This window comes from uncultured Shewanella sp., assembly GCF_947495455.1.
GTDB lineage: Bacteria > Pseudomonadota > Gammaproteobacteria > Enterobacterales > Shewanellaceae > Shewanella.
Map to the genome: position 1 here is coordinate 1 of NZ_CANLZC010000135.1, position 12,294 is coordinate 12,294.

The window sequence follows — 12,294 nt, forward strand, 5'->3', positions numbered from 1 at the left end:
GTTAAGAGATGGCGTTTTGTGGAAAGCATCAAAAGCTTGAAATTAACGATTGACACCATAGTCTCTTGTTATGTTTAATTTAAGATCATAATGCAAATTACATATATCACTCAGATTGATAAATATATCCTTAAACGTAAGCAACAGACCTGTTAAGTATCAGGGGAAGAATGGCAGTAAAATGAAACAGAACATGGAACAGAAAGCAGCAGAACAAATGGAAGATAAAGTGGCAGCAGCAGAGAAATTGGCGGGTAAATGGGTAGGTAAAGTCGCTGGTACAGTTACTGGTAATTTGGCCAAAGCAGAAAAAATGGCAGAAGAAGCCAAGGATAAAGTGGCAAAAGCGGCTGATGATGTCGCTGAAAAAGCCGCTGCAGCAGAGAAACTGGCAGAAGAAGCTAAGGATAAAGTGACAAAAACCAATCCATTTGCTATGGCAAAAAAAGCGGCAGAAGAAGCAGCGGGTAAAGTGGCAAAAGCAGCAGAAAAAGCGGCTGATGATGTCGCTGAAAAAGCCGCCGAAGCAGAGAAACTGGCAGAAGATGCTAAGGATAAAGTGACAAAAGCAGCAGATAAAGTGGCTGATGATGTCGCTGAAAAAGCTGCTGCAGCAGAGAAACTGGCAGAAGAAGCTAAGGATAAAGTGGCAAAAGCGGCAGATGATGTCGCTGAAAAAGCTGCTGCAGCAGAGAAACTGGCAAAACAAGCCAAAGAGAAAGTGGCTAATGATGTTGCTGAAAAAGCCGCCAAAGTAGAGAAAATAGCAGAAGAAGCTAAGGATAAAGTAACAAAAGCCAATCCACTGGCTTTGGCAAAGAAAGCGGCAGAAGAAGCGGCGGGTAAAGTGGCAAAAGCGGCTGATGATGTTGCTGAAAAAGCCGCCAAAGTAGAGAAAATAGCAGAGCAAGGTGTGGAAGTAGATCAACTTTTTAAGGATAAGCTTGAATTAGTGGATATAGCCTATGAGTCAACGCCTTGGTATCGTCGTCGTTGGTTTTTGGTATTGAGCTTATTTTTATTTATTCCGTTGACGCTGGGCTTGGCTTTAACCGGAGATATTTACTTAAAGCGTGATAATAAGGTTTTTAAGTTATTACCTAAGATGAAGCAGCGGGTGGTGATTGTCTGTGGTGGTTTAACTGCACTTGGGCTAGTGCAAGCATTGGCACAAGCTATGGCGTTTTAATCTTGCTGAGAAGGTCAAAATGAATGAGCATTCAGGTGCCTGTTTTAGGAAGCCTGAATGTTTTTTTAGTCATTACAGTCGTTATTTAACACACAATCAATGATCCCTTGGCTAAAGCCGTAAGATGGGGGATTGGCAGTTTCATCATTGTAGGTATTCCATTCCATGACACCTCCAAATTGAGGGGCAGTGTTAATGAGGCTGATCTGACCCCAGTTATTCCCCAGTTATTTCAGTTATTCGTACTGTTCGTCTCGCCTAAGGCGAAGAAAGTTAGGGGATAAATGCTTTTCAATCCTGCAAAAGCAGTAAACCTAGCTAAGGTTCATTTCATCTTCTTTGATACTAGCCAAAAAGGCGTAATTGATGACTTCAGTCATTAGATCTCTCGCATCAAATCCTTTCTCATCGTTATGATAATGATTCTCATTTGAATAGCTTGTTAGTTGTATCAACAGCTGAGTATTTAATGTAAGGCTAAGGAAGAAGATGAAAAAAATACTGTGCGTGGTGTTATTGTGTTGTAGTGGGCAATTGTTTGCTAGCCCTATTCGAGCCGTTGATCTTGGAGTCATAGGATTAGCGTCACATGATCTGTTTCAATGGGACAGTGAAATTGAGCAAAATGTGGAAAATGGCCGTTTCGATCTCAGTACGATTTTTGACTATGCTGGTGGCAGTCGAATATTGCAAGGCGGTAACCCTAAAAATTCCGAAAATGCTCCGGTTTTTACTGTGACTCAGCACTTAGTGGACTTTTATTTAGGGCATAAACAAACGCTTCTTTATACTGGAAGGTATTCAGAAGTGGAAGCTTATACAGCGGCTAGGCAAGCTACGGTGGCGCATTTTATTGCCATGATCGATGCCAGTTATCGACGCATGATGAATAAGGCGATGCGCAATACAGGGTTAAATGGCACGGTGAACCATCAGGAGCAGGCGGCCATGCGTGCGCTACATGATGTATTACCTGGGCAATTGACTGTTCATCATAATTTTTCTAGGGCCAGTTTAGCAGTGACAGATTATATGCAGGCACAAGTGAGTCTATCGATTGAAGAGCAAATACAAGCTATTGCTTTTTATGATGGTGAATATGATCCCGCCTATCATCATATTTTTATTCCTCACTTTTCTGAGCCATACTGGGTTAATTTAGAAGAAGTTGATGCAGAGTTTGTCCATCAGCAAGCTGGAATGGATTTTGATAATATGCTTTGGGAATTAAAAATTTATCAATTCTTTTATCCTGCGGCAAACCTTATCGATTTTACTCGTTTTGGACATCATTTAGAAACCTTGTTTAGTAAAGGGATCTGCCATATTAATCAAGATCAAACCAATAACCTATGGATCAGTGAGACAATTAATTGCCATTAAATGACTATATTTAATTAATTGTAAAGTAAGGGGATATTAAAACCATTTAGTTAAAAGCTAAATGGTTTTCAAATTTTTTTCATTTTTACCCTTGAAGTTTATTGGTAGCGTCCCTATATCAGTAATGAGGCGAATTAAAGGCCTTTACTTATCAAGGCAGTGCCGAAAGGGCTGCATGACACTTAAGTAATCATGAGTGTTAATGATAAGGCATTAAGCGCGGCATGTGCTGGCTTAACATTTTAAATATTGCTTATGAATGAGGATATTATTATGCGTAATTATGACTTAACTCCCCTATACCGTAGCGCCATTGGTTTTGACCGTTTAGCCCAATTGGCTGAGCATGCGGCATCGAAAAAAGCAAATTCAGGTTATCCCCCTTACAATATTGAATTAATTGATGAAAATCATTACCGCATTACTATGGCGGTGGCAGGATTCAATATGAATGAGCTGGATATTACCAATGAAGGTGATAAATTACTGATTAAAGGTACTAAGCCTGAGACCAGTACAGAGCGTAACTATTTATATCAAGGTATTGCTGAGCGAGAATTTGAGCGGACTTTTCAGCTCGCTGATCACGTTAAAGTCGTGGGAGCCAATCTTGAAAATGGATTACTGGATATCGATCTTGAACGTGAGATCCCAGAGGCGCTTAAGCCAAGAAAAATTGCCATTAATCAAGGCAAAATAGTCGATTCAAGTGAGAAGTAATCATTTATCTCAAGTGATATGACTTGAATTGATGAGAAAAGTTAAGGGAGCTTAGGCTCCCTTTTTAGTGTTTAAATGACACTTCACGAGTATCACTTGTTCGATATTATTAATTTGGCAAGGATCTGACTGTCATTGCCATACTTTTTTAAGAGAAATAAAAAATTGAATTAATCGCCGTGAATATTTTAGTGACTGTTTTTTACAAATGATATTTGCTGCTTTATTTATATCTCCCTTGAAGAGCTTCAAATTGCAATGTCTGATACAGGGATATTCTGTGTCTGACTTTATGGTTTTTGAGGAAAGCCCAAGGTTACAGTGGGTATAAACAGTTTTTTTCCTGTTGTCGTTTTCTTTTCTTATATTAATTATCTAGTTAGATTGAAAATATCCTTTCTGGATAATTTATCAAATAGCTTACTTAAACGTTCTTGTATTGTGAATGCCTATTAATACTATCTATAACGTTATCAATAAAGAAACGATCATGTCTAATTTGTTCTTTTACTCTTTTTATATCTTGCTCATCAGTATAAGTAGTAAGAGTAATAGGTCGTTGTAGCGGGTCATCTAAATATGTTGTAGACTTTTTCATTATTTCACAAATAGGTTCCACTTTTTCTATTTCTATTTGCATGTCTTGTATTAAGGCTGATTTAATTTCTTTGCCATATTCTTTGCTGGCAGAGAAGCGTTTTGCTGTGTGAAATGTTAATGCTATATTAAAAGCATCAAATTTAATATTTAAATACTCCAATCGGTTAAGATAATCGGAGTTAAGTATAGGCATCTTATAATATTCAAGAGGGTTATCGGTTAAATGCCTTTTTCTTTGTTCAAGTATATGTGTAGGCATTATATCTTTAAAGAGTGTTAATAAACCATTTCCGGTAATGAATGTTTGCTTTGCGATTAGCTCTCTTAGTTTATCATCTGGTTCTGAAATACCTTTTAAAATAAATTGTGTATTGTGGAATAATGGAGTGACTTGGTGAATCAAAACTCGTAGCATTTTTAGACCGACTCGGCGTTTCCAGTCTCTTTTTAAGTCTGAATATGGATTTAGCAGGTTGCTTTTGCGCCATCCTGAGTGAAAATAGAGTTTGCCTCTAAAACATCTTAGGTGATTACTGGCAAAGCTTGTGTACAGTTTTTCTTTCTTTGAAAGTGAAATCAAAAGGTCAATGTTTTTGGAAAAACCTCTCAACTTTTCATCTTCAAACATTTTAAGCAGTGAAAATATACACGTGTTGCTGTTGCTATCTACTAAATCATTTTTTTCACAGTTATTTTTTAACTCATTTGTTTTACTGTCATTTTCTGAAAAGTCATCAACTTCGCGTAATGCTGAGGAAGAAATTTGTAGATTGGTATTTGCTTTGTTGTTTTGAAAAGAAGTTGATTTATCTGATGGTATGTAAACTTGTTGATGACTGGTTGTTTCGATATTTTTTTTTGGAAAATATAGACCTGCTTGTTTGGATGGCTCGTCGAATGTTAGATTATATTTATGCTTGTCGCCATCGCTTATTTGTGATGTCAAATCATCGAAGGATTTTTTAAGGAAATCATTTAAATCAAGTACTTCTTTCATTCCTGACCTCTATTGATAGACTGATTATGATACTTATTTTTTTATTTGTAATAGCTTATTTGATTATGATACTTATTTTTTTATTTGTAATAGCTTATTTGATTATGATACTTATTTTTTTATTTATAATAGCTTATTTATGTTCTTTAAAGCTGATTGTTAAGTGTTGAGCATCATAATTTAATTGGTACTACTTTTACTATAGTTCATTTTAATGAGTTTTTTCCATTTTACCCTGAAGTTTATTGGTGCCGTCCCTATATCAGTAATGAGGCGAATGAAAGGCCTTTATTTATCAAAGCAGTGCCGAAAGGGCTGCATGACATTTAAGTAATCATGAGTGTTAATGATAAGGCATTAAGCGCGGCATGTGCTGGCTTAACATTTTAAATATTGCTTATGAATGAGGATATTATTATGCGTGTCTATTATGCGTGTCTATTATGAGTAACCATGACTTAACTCCCCTATACCGTAGCGCCATTGGTTTTGACCGTTTAGCCCAATTGGCTGAGCATGCGGCATCGAAAAAAGCAAATTCTGGTTATCCCCCTTACAATATTGAATTAATTGATGAAAATCATTACCGCATTACTATGGCGGTGGCAGGATTCAATATGAATGAGCTGGATATTACCAATGAAGGTGATAAATTACTGATTAAAGGTACTAAGCCTGAGACCAGTACAGAGCGTAACTATTTATATCAAGGTATTGCTGAGCGAGAATTTGAGCGGACTTTCCAGCTCGCTGATCACGTTAAAGTCGTGGGAGCCAATCTTGAAAATGGATTACTGGATATCGATCTTGAACGTGAGATCCCAGAGGCGCTTAAGCCAAGAAAAATTGCCATTAATCAAGGCAAAATAGTCGATTCAAGTGAGAAGTAATCATTTATCTCAAGTGATATGACTTGAATTGATGAGAAAAGTTAAGGGAGCTTAGGCTCCCTTTTTAGTAGCTTACAATAAATTAAAATTGCTGAGTGTGAATCCCTTCGTATCCGCCGCGCAGGGCTAACCGTTTTATCGATGAACCATCTTCTAAGGTTTCATCAAGAGCTAGGTTGATGGTGGTAATGAGTGTCTCTTTGATAAAGTATGAGGTTGTATGATTGCTAAAATCGATTTGCTTAGTGAACTCATGTTGAAATCCCTCTCCTGCCATGTTTTTTAGCGCCATAAAGTTTTCATCTAATATTTTGATGTTGTCTGCATACTTTTCTTCTAATTGGTTTTTTGGTGAAAGAATGAGATCTAGGGTTGAAATGGTGTGGACTTTTTGAAATTCAGTGGCATTGATGGCAGCTTTTAACATATCACCTGTAAAGCCTAACACGGCTTCTTGTTGCGAGGGGCAAAAGAGGGCATGTATTGCGGTCAATATATTGTTGATCGTTTCTTTCCAAGTATGGATTGTTGCTTTATCTATATCTCCTTTGAGCAGTGCTTCAGTACGCCATGTTTCTAAAGGTAGTTCTTGTGTCTCAGTTTGTAACTGCTGAGGCAGTGTGATGCTCATTGCGGAAGGAGAGGATATAGGCATCTTATTTTACTCCAGTTGTTTTTAAGCTAGATTGGTATAAGATGATAGCGATAGATACTGTTTTTATTTTTATTTAAAAGAGGTTTGACCAGATTTAAAGGTGAAGCGGGTACAAAGAGGAAGCGAATTATATAAAGTGAGGGGAGACCAAATGGCTCCCATTGGAATGAAATTGGAATGTTAGTTAATAGTAGATAGTAATAGATAGTAAATAGTTAATAGCCACCTTTTTTACCCGTTGGTGCCCATGCAAAGTCATATTTGAGTGAGATAGGTTTAAACCAAGGTGCGACCCCTGTTTCTCTGTCTATGTGTCTGGCAAAACAAAGTGTCATTGTTTTAGGACTTTGACAGCTAGGTGCATTGGGCGAAGGGGGGAGAATTTCATAATCAATATGGTACATACCCGCACCGTCAAGTTTGATATTGGCGCCATAATGGGGGCCATCATTGGCGACCATAGGCATTAAACTTCCTTTAGTTTGCCAGTCTGAACCTTTTTTAGATAGAGTGTAATTTATCGTTAAATAAGGGATCCACTCCCCTTGAGCAAAGCCATTGCGATTGCCTTTTGCCGCATGAATATCAATTTCAAAATGCGAATCCCCTTGTATTTTAGGCATGACGTCCATGCGCACTGCTTGTAAGTATACGGCACCAATGACCATGCCATTTTGGATCACATCCTCGCCAAGTGGCGTTTCTGCGGCTAACGCTTGATGTGTCATTGCCAGCAGGGATATAGCTATGAGTGTTTTTTTCATATTATCCGCCTATGATAATTGCATTATTTCGCATAACTTCTTTTAAAACAAAATCCACACCAAAGATGGCTGGCCACCAAGCCAGCGTGAGCAAGAGGGCGCCGATAATATTGGGGGTGATAGCGAGCCAAAGTGCTGCGTTGCTTAGTCCTTGGTGTTTGATCTGCTGATAGCCAATTTTTATGCCCCATAGCCAAGCTAAGATCAATAAAACGGACTTTATGATTTCGATACTTAGGGGAGAGAAGCCAAAATTGGTTAAAGTGTTAAACAAGGTTGCGCCTAATCCAATAATGATAGAGATCATGGCAACAGGGGCCAGTTGGTAACCGTAATGGATAAACAGCTGACTAAAAGGTGTGTTACTACCTAATTTTGTAGTACACCAAGCACTCAAGGAGGTTGTTATGGACAGGGTAAGGGTGACAGCGATTGCACACAGCAACATAAAAGAAACAATAGAGAAGAAGTCGAGCCAAGAATAGACTTGACCTTCTTGAGGGTTAACGCTCATTAAAAATGCCGGACCGGGCTGCCCAACCCAATATTGCCCGTGTTCAAATAACCAAGTCAGTAGCGCATGTTCGGCTGCATTGTATTGCGGTAGCACTAGCCATAAAAATCCCCCCAGTGCCAAGCCTGCAGAAATAAAGATAAACATGACTTCACTCAGTGAAGGATTAGATTTATGAATTTGTTCGAGTTCAGTGCCGGGTTTTCTGAGATTGACTTGCATGACACTTCTTTCGCCTGTGCAGCGAAAGCAGCCTAAACAATGTCTTGATTCCGTTTTGTGACGTAATGAGATGTTGGTTGGACAAATACCACTGTCTTTATATACATCTCCGCCTGCTAAGGGTTTTTTGGGATCAAAACTGATGGCTCCCAGACGGGAGTTGACGCCAAGCATGAGTCCTATTGGGCAGAGATGGCGACACCAAGGACGCTTGTCTTTTTTCATGCCATATAAAAAACCTATGGTTAACGCCACCACTAATATGCAAGAAAATAAAATCAATTGTCCTAAAGGTTGATCACGAACATCTAATGTTTGTCCCCAAATAGTAATAATGGCAAAACTGACAATTGGCGTACCAGACCATTTTATCCATTTAGGAACAGGCTTGTTAGGACCAAAGCGTCTGGCAAATTCAGAGGCTGCTCCCATAGGGCACAGCCCACCGCACCAGAAACGCCCCAGTGGAATACAAGAAAAGAGCACTAATGGAAACCAAAGCCCCCAAAATAAAAAGATAGAGAATCGTCTGAAGTTAGTCAGTACTGTGTCACCATATAGGGCTGGTGGTGTAAAGATGGGAACAATTAATAGAATCAGAAAAAAAATCATCATGATGCCATGAATGAGGTATAACTTTTTTTTATGCCGGCTAATAAAGTTGACCAGTTTGTCAATTTTTCTTGGTGCTGGCTCTATGATTTTAATTGGAATGCTGGTCATCATTGCCTCTTACTTTGTCTTTGGGTCAGATACAGTAGAATGAGACCTGTGATAACGACAAAGGCTGCTTGTGCTGAAATCGCTTCCACACTGGGGGATAATTGAAATAAGCCATATAAATTAATACTGGGGAGCCAGCTAATGGGCGAAATGGCAATAAGCCCTCCTTCTTGTAATTCTGCAATGCCTTGTCCGACACAGCTAAAGGCCATGATGTATAACACTAGACTGGATATTTTGAAAAAAGGCCCAAAAGGTAAGCGAGCCGCGGCACGAGACATAATAAAGTAAACAATCAACAAGCCTATTGCCGCAAGACCAATGCCTGCGACAATCATCAAGACACCTTCTTGTGTCATATTAGCGAGGGCATTGAGAAATAGGGCTGTTTCAGCTCCTTCTCGAAAAACAGAAATAAAGGCGGTAAAGCCGATAGCGGCTAAACTCCCTTTAGAAATCGCCTGTGAGACTTTACCTTCTAGCTCTTGTTTCCAGTTTTGATTACCCAGCATCCAGCAGGAGACATAAAATAGCATGGCGGCAGCAATGAACATGCTGATCCCTTCTTGAGCCTCTCTAAATTGTCCAGCATGGGAGAAATAGCTTAATAATATAGCTGCAAAGATTAGGCTGAGTAGTAAACCTATACTGGCGCCAATATAAATAACCTTGTTGTGTTTTGTCAGTTCACGTTTTTTAAAGATAATGAGCAAGGCAAAAATAACCAACATGGCTTCAAGCCCCTCGCGCATGACTATGGTAAAGCTGCCGACTAAGGCGCTAGTGGCGCCGTTTTCAATGTGTTGCTCTATGATTAAGGCATCGATTTTCAATTGATCGCGTGTTTGCTGCCATTTTTGTTGTACTTGCTCAGGGGGGGCTTGTTTAAACACGAGTCCGGTGACATCACGGAACAGTTGCTCTGTTTTAAGGTTGTGAGGCTGAGCGATAGCAGCGACGGTATTTTCCATTCCTGTACCTTCATAACCCGAAAGATAGAGATCTAAAAAACCATCGGCAGTTGTTTCAGCGTTGTCTTTATTATATTCATCGGCCAGTTTGTCGCCTTTTTGTATGATGTCTTGACTGACTTGGGTGTAATTTTGCTGAAAATTAGCGGGGGCACCAGCGGCAAAAGTAAATTGACTGATAAATAAAGAGCAAGCGCAAGCTAGAATGAATCGAGAAAATGAAGTCATTGTCCAGTTCCATAAACGTCTAAGGGTAAGTGTTGATCATCGAGGGCTTTTGCATCTTGACTAATCGCTTGGCAAAGTTGTTGGCTGATTTTTTGCACATTGTGTTTGTCGCTCTCTTTAGGCTGAGGCACCATGGCTGTTTTCAATGCTCTAAATTGGTTTTCTATGGCGACAACATGTTGCTGGCTGGTGGCAAAGCGTGTACCGACCTCAAGCACAGGATCATAGAGTTTAAAATAAGCTTCAAGATAGGCTGCTTCTTTTGCTTTTAGTGTATTTCCTTGACTGTATAGCTGGCTGGCCTGTGCTAATTTATCGCAAACTTGTTTTGCGATGGGAGTCCAAACGAGTTTATCAGTTGCGCTTTGTGCTGCGAATGCCACTATGGATAAGTTAAACCAGATGAGATACCGATAAAATCTTTTCATTGCATTACCAAAAGCGTGGAAGAAGATGTTTTAAATTAGACAGTGTTAATATTAGACTCGAATGAATCTCATTTACAGTAAATTTGAGTTTATTTTTTCAACATGTTTGATTTGTATTGGCACCTTGTTGTTTGTGATGGCGATTATATTAATGCCTTTAAGTCCTGCTGGATCCTGTAGCTTGAAGTATTACTGGCATAGATTAATATGGCGGTTAAATGGCAAAGACGATTAATATAACAGCAGTTGATCCGTTTTTTGGCAATATTACTTGTCAACTGAGAGGGAGATGGTTATATTGCAGCACGAATTCAAAGGCAATCTCATTAACTTAATGAGGCTCAAGAATTTAGTTTTACAATCGGACGTGTGAATGGAGCAGTTTGGTAACAAGTTAGTCGAACTCAACTCTTTATAAAGACATTGACGAAGGTCGTTGATAAGTTTTTATAGAAAGTAATCTAGCTCACACAACCACTTTCTTTACTCATAGAAAGTAAAAATAATGAGAACACAATCGGACGCGGGATGGAGCAGTTTGGTAGCTCGTCGGGCTCATAACCCGAAGGTCGTTGGTTCAAATCCAGCTCCCGCAACCACTTTCTTTTCTCATAGAAAGCCAAAATAATGAGAATACAATCGAACGTGTGAATGGAGCAGTTTTTTTGGCTATTTACTAACTAATTAGTCTAGTCGTCGGCCTCAACTATTTATAAAAACATTGGCGAAGGTCGTTGCTAATCGTTTTGTAGAGAGTAATCCAGCTTCACTCAAGTACTACCTTGCTTATAAGAATAGCAAATAGCACTAAAAATCGGACGCGGGATGGAGCAGTTTGGTAGCTCGTCGGGCTCATAACCCGAAGGTCGTTGGTTCAAATCCAGCTCCCGCAACCACTTTCTTTACTCATAGAAAGCCAAAATAATGAGAACACAATTGAACGTGTGAATGGAACAATAGACTAACAAGTTAGTCGAACTCAGCTTTTTATAAAGAAATTGGCGAAGGTCGTTGCCAAAGCATTTATAAATAGCAATACAGCTCACGCAACCATTTATCTTATTGATGCTGTTATATAGGTCATAAGATAAGCAAAAGTAAAAATCTAACGCGGGATGGAGCAGTTTGGTAGCTCGTCGGGCTCATAACCCGAAGGTCGTTGGTTCAAATCCAGCTCCCGCAACCACTTTTATTCAATATCATTATTCTCCTCACCTTTAAAATCCCTAGTAGGCATCAGTCACTAATAAAATTTTTCATTATTATCATATCATTAGAACTAAAAATAGAACGCGTAAATGGAGCTGTTTGGCTATTTTCTGACGGATAAGTCGTCGGGCTCAACTTTTTATAATGATAGTGGCGAAGGTCGTTGCCCAGCATTTGATTAAAAGAAATCCAGCTTCACGCAACCACTTTTATTTTTCCTATTAATTTTAATATCTCATCCTTTATTTTTATTCCTGAATATTGCTTAGTTTTTATCTGTTTTTGCCATAAAAATAAATTCGGACGCGTGAATGGCTTAGTTTGACTGTTTGCTAGCGGATAAGCCGTCGGGCTCAACTCTTTATAAAGATATTGGCGAAGGTCGTTGTTAAGCGCTCTCTTGTAAAGCGTTAGAGAGTAATCCTGCTTCACGCAACCACTTTTATTTTATTCATTTTAGGAATTTACATGCTGGCTTTCATGAGATGGTTTTCTCAACAGAAGAATTGATGGAAGATGATAGTGATCCTGATGATGCTTAAGTTCGTATCATAAGTACAACACTCGTATTTTTAGGATATGACTCTCGATCTACACCTTCATGGTCGTTCATTCACATCCATGTGAACACAACATTTGTTCATCCTTGAACATAAGATGGGGAAGCTAGATCGACGTTGGAACTCAAGCCGAGAATAACGACACTGCATAAGCTCTGTCTTGTATAATACCAATTCTATTATATAGATGATCAATTCAGAGCTTCTCAGGCTTTTCAATTCAAGGCGCATTTATGCTGTA

Annotated in this window: 10 protein-coding genes and 3 tRNA genes; 7 read left to right on the plus strand and 6 right to left on the minus strand. The window is 39.0% G+C overall.

What is annotated here, in order from left to right; translation table 11 throughout:
* Positions 1-181 precede the first annotated feature (181 nt).
* The 3 genes from Q0791_RS22540 to Q0791_RS22550 all read left to right on the plus strand — a co-directional run bounded on the left by Q0791_RS22540 (position 182) and on the right by Q0791_RS22550 (position 3,292).
* Entirely contained in the window at positions 182-1,189 is a 1,008-nt protein-coding gene (locus Q0791_RS22540) for a hypothetical protein (protein ID WP_299011411.1), read from the plus strand.
* 489 nt (positions 1,190-1,678) lie between these two features.
* Positions 1,679-2,572, plus strand: a complete 894-nt coding sequence (locus Q0791_RS22545) for a hypothetical protein (protein WP_299011413.1) — start codon at positions 1,679-1,681, stop codon at positions 2,570-2,572.
* 273 nt (positions 2,573-2,845) lie between these two features.
* Positions 2,846-3,292: an Hsp20 family protein gene (locus Q0791_RS22550; protein WP_299011415.1), complete on the plus strand. Its 447-nt coding sequence runs from the start codon at positions 2,846-2,848 to the stop codon at positions 3,290-3,292.
* A gap of 424 nt (positions 3,293-3,716) precedes the next feature.
* Here Q0791_RS22550 and Q0791_RS22555 read toward each other — a convergent pair whose 3' ends face one another.
* Positions 3,717-4,889 (minus strand): hypothetical protein, encoded by a 1,173-nt coding sequence (locus tag Q0791_RS22555; protein ID WP_299011418.1) that lies wholly within the window; start codon positions 4,887-4,889, stop codon positions 3,717-3,719.
* 443 nt (positions 4,890-5,332) lie between these two features.
* On the opposite strand from Q0791_RS22555, the gene Q0791_RS22560 reads away from it, so the two are divergent.
* Positions 5,333-5,779, plus strand: a complete 447-nt coding sequence (locus tag Q0791_RS22560) for an Hsp20 family protein (RefSeq protein WP_299011420.1) — start codon at positions 5,333-5,335, stop codon at positions 5,777-5,779.
* An 82-nt stretch (positions 5,780-5,861) separates the two neighbouring features.
* On the opposite strand, the gene Q0791_RS22565 is transcribed toward Q0791_RS22560, so the two are convergent.
* The 5 genes from Q0791_RS22565 to Q0791_RS22585 form a co-directional block, all read right to left on the minus strand.
* On the minus strand, positions 5,862-6,434 hold the full coding sequence (locus Q0791_RS22565; protein WP_299011422.1) for a hypothetical protein: 573 nt from the start codon (positions 6,432-6,434) through the stop codon (positions 5,862-5,864).
* A 215-nt stretch (positions 6,435-6,649) separates the two neighbouring features.
* Entirely contained in the window at positions 6,650-7,198 is a 549-nt protein-coding gene (locus Q0791_RS22570; protein ID WP_299011424.1) for an iron transporter, read from the minus strand.
* Position 7,199: 1 nt separating this feature from the next.
* Complete coding sequence (locus Q0791_RS22575; protein ID WP_299011426.1) at positions 7,200-8,660, minus strand: 4Fe-4S binding protein; 1,461 nt, start codon at positions 8,658-8,660, stop codon at positions 7,200-7,202.
* Positions 8,657-9,856 (minus strand): FTR1 family protein, encoded by a 1,200-nt coding sequence (locus Q0791_RS22580; protein WP_299011428.1) that lies wholly within the window; start codon positions 9,854-9,856, stop codon positions 8,657-8,659. The genes Q0791_RS22575 and Q0791_RS22580 overlap by 4 nt, the downstream gene beginning before the upstream one ends.
* On the minus strand, positions 9,853-10,284 hold the full coding sequence (locus Q0791_RS22585) for a hypothetical protein (protein WP_299011430.1): 432 nt from the start codon (positions 10,282-10,284) through the stop codon (positions 9,853-9,855). The genes Q0791_RS22580 and Q0791_RS22585 overlap by 4 nt, the downstream gene beginning before the upstream one ends.
* A 522-nt stretch (positions 10,285-10,806) precedes the next feature.
* Between Q0791_RS22585 and Q0791_RS22590 the strand changes: the two genes are divergently transcribed.
* The 3 genes from Q0791_RS22590 to Q0791_RS22600 all read left to right on the plus strand — a co-directional run bounded on the left by Q0791_RS22590 (position 10,807) and on the right by Q0791_RS22600 (position 11,470).
* A tRNA-Met gene (locus Q0791_RS22590) sits at positions 10,807-10,883 on the plus strand.
* 220 nt (positions 10,884-11,103) lie between these two features.
* Positions 11,104-11,180, plus strand: a tRNA-Met gene (locus Q0791_RS22595).
* 213 nt (positions 11,181-11,393) lie between these two features.
* Positions 11,394-11,470: transfer RNA gene (locus Q0791_RS22600), tRNA-Met, on the plus strand.
* Positions 11,471-12,294: the final 824 nt, after the last annotated feature.

Coding starts and splice junctions, on each gene's coding strand:
- Q0791_RS22540 (WP_299011411.1), top strand. CDS start 182: ATGAAACAGAACATGGAACAGAAAGCAGCAGAACAAATGGAAGATAAA.
- Q0791_RS22545 (WP_299011413.1), top strand. CDS start 1,679: ATGAAAAAAATACTGTGCGTGGTGTTATTGTGTTGTAGTGGGCAATTG.
- Q0791_RS22550 (WP_299011415.1), top strand. CDS start 2,846: ATGCGTAATTATGACTTAACTCCCCTATACCGTAGCGCCATTGGTTTT.
- Q0791_RS22555 (WP_299011418.1), bottom strand. CDS start 4,889: ATGAAAGAAGTACTTGATTTAAATGATTTCCTTAAAAAATCCTTCGAT.
- Q0791_RS22560 (WP_299011420.1), top strand. CDS start 5,333: ATGAGTAACCATGACTTAACTCCCCTATACCGTAGCGCCATTGGTTTT.
- Q0791_RS22565 (WP_299011422.1), bottom strand. CDS start 6,434: ATGCCTATATCCTCTCCTTCCGCAATGAGCATCACACTGCCTCAGCAG.
- Q0791_RS22570 (WP_299011424.1), bottom strand. CDS start 7,198: ATGAAAAAAACACTCATAGCTATATCCCTGCTGGCAATGACACATCAA.
- Q0791_RS22575 (WP_299011426.1), bottom strand. CDS start 8,660: ATGATGACCAGCATTCCAATTAAAATCATAGAGCCAGCACCAAGAAAA.
- Q0791_RS22580 (WP_299011428.1), bottom strand. CDS start 9,856: ATGACTTCATTTTCTCGATTCATTCTAGCTTGCGCTTGCTCTTTATTT.
- Q0791_RS22585 (WP_299011430.1), bottom strand. CDS start 10,284: ATGAAAAGATTTTATCGGTATCTCATCTGGTTTAACTTATCCATAGTG.